This is a genomic window from Thiohalocapsa sp. (genome assembly GCF_019695415.1).
Lineage (GTDB): Bacteria > Pseudomonadota > Gammaproteobacteria > Chromatiales > Chromatiaceae > Thiohalocapsa.
This window is the reverse complement of sequence record NZ_JAIFKJ010000445.1, coordinates 1-1919: the sequence shown is the minus strand read 5'-3', so window position 1 is coordinate 1919 and position 1919 is coordinate 1. Positions and strand designations below refer to the sequence as shown.

Below are 1919 nucleotides of genomic sequence, written 5' to 3'. Positions count from 1 at the left end.
GGCGGAGCCGACGCATGATCTCGGCATCGCACCACTCGGGCTCTGTCCCCATTGGCCGGATCTCGCCGTGCACCAGCTCGCCGCGGGTTTCCAGCAGCTTGAGCACGGGCTCGAGCTGCGCCGCCGGCAGGCCGAAGCGGCGGGCGAGCTGCTGGATCGGGAAGGGGCCGTGGGTGCGGGCGTAGCGGCGGATCAGCTGCTCCAGCGGCGCCTCCGTGGGCGCGATGAAGGCCTCCGGCAGCCCGGGCGGCGGCACGCTGCCGAGGGCGTCCCGGTACAGCCCGGCGTCCTCGGCGGCGATCCAGCGGCGCTTACCGGCGATGGGGATCTCAACCGCGCGGCGCTGGCGGCTCAGGTCCGCAAGCCAGGCCTGAACCAGGGCGCCGCCGCCAGCGTTGCCACGCCTCTCGCCGCTGGAACCGCGCGTCGGCTCCGGCTCCCAATCGAAATCGGGACCGCGATCGGCATCGAATCCCGGCGCCGGTCCAGCCTCGCCTTCAGCAGCACCGGCTGCGCACCGCGCAACGATCTCCGACTCGCTCAAATCCCCCAACCGCCGCAACAGATCATGCACCTCGTCCGCGTCCCGCGCCCGCCGCTCGGGGGTCAGGTGCGCAAGCTCGGCCTCGACCTCTTCCAGCACCCGTGGGTCCAGCAGCTCGCGCAGCTCGGCCTGGCCCAGCAGCTCCGCGAGCAGACCGCGGTCCAGCGTCAGGGCCTGGGCACGGCGCTCGGCAATCGGCGCGTCCTGCTCGTAGATGTACGCGGCGACATAGGCGAACACCAGCGAGCGGGCGAAGGGCGAGGCGCTCGGCGTCTCCACCTCGTGCACGCGCACGGCCCGGGACTGCACGGACCGCAGCAGGTCCTTGAGGCCGGCCAGGTCGAACTGGTCGCTCAGCGCCTGGCGGTAGGTCTCCAGCACCACCGGGAAGCCCGGGTAGCGGCGCACCACGGCGAGCAGGTTCTGGGCCTTGAGCCGCTGTGCCCAGAGCGGACGGCGGCCCTGTGCCGTGCGCTTCGGCATCAGCAGGGCGCGGCCGGCGTTCTCGCGGAACAGGCTCGCGAAGAGCGCCGTGTCGGCGAGCTGCTCGGTGATGCGGTCCTCGATCTCGTCCGGGTGCGGCAAGAGCGCCATCAGGTCCGGCAGCTCGTCGCCGTCGGCCATGCGCAGGACGATGCCGTCGTCGGTGTACATCACCTGGATCTCGAAGCCTTCGCGGCGCTCCAGCTGCCATTGCAGGGCCATGGCCCAGGGGGCGTGGATGCGGGCGCCGAAGGGGGTCAGGATGCAGATGCGCCAGTCGCCCAGCTCGTCCCGGAAGCGCTCGATGACGATGGTGCGCTCGTCCGGCACCTTGCCGGTGGCCTCGCGCTGCTCGTGAATGTAGGCGGCGAGGTTGGCGGCCGCAAAGTCGTCCAGCGGCGCCTGCTGCCGGATCCAGTCGATGGCCGCCTCCGGCTCGCGGCTGGCCACCTCGCGGCAGAAGACGCCGACGGCACGGCCCAGCTCGACGGGCCTGCCGGGGCCGTCGCCGCGCCAGAAGGGCAGCTTGCCCGGCTCGCCGGGGGCCGGCGAGACGATGACCCGGTCGCGGGTGATCTCCTCCACGCGCCAGGTGGAAGCACCGAGCAGGATGCACTCGCCGGCGCGGGTCTCGAAGACCATTTCCTCGTCCAGCTCGCCGATGCGCGGGCCTTCCGAGCCCAGATGCACGGCGTAGTTGCCGCGGTCCGGGATGGTGCCGGCGTTGAGCCGTGTCGTCATGGCGGCGCCCTTACGGGCGCTCAGCACGTCGTTGGCGCGGTTCCAGGCGAGCAGCGGCTTCAGGTCTGCAAAGTTGCTGGACGGAAAGCGGACCGGACGCATGGCAAGAACGGCGGTAAGGCCCGCCCCGCCCCACCACGGGGAAGGCACG

1 protein-coding gene is annotated in these 1919 nt (G+C 72.1%); it reads right to left on the bottom strand.

Features of this window, described 5'->3' with window-relative positions; translation table 11 throughout:
* The coding region (locus I6U14_RS12535; protein WP_296899795.1) for a crosslink repair DNA glycosylase YcaQ family protein at positions 1-1919 on the bottom strand (1919 nt) is incomplete at both ends.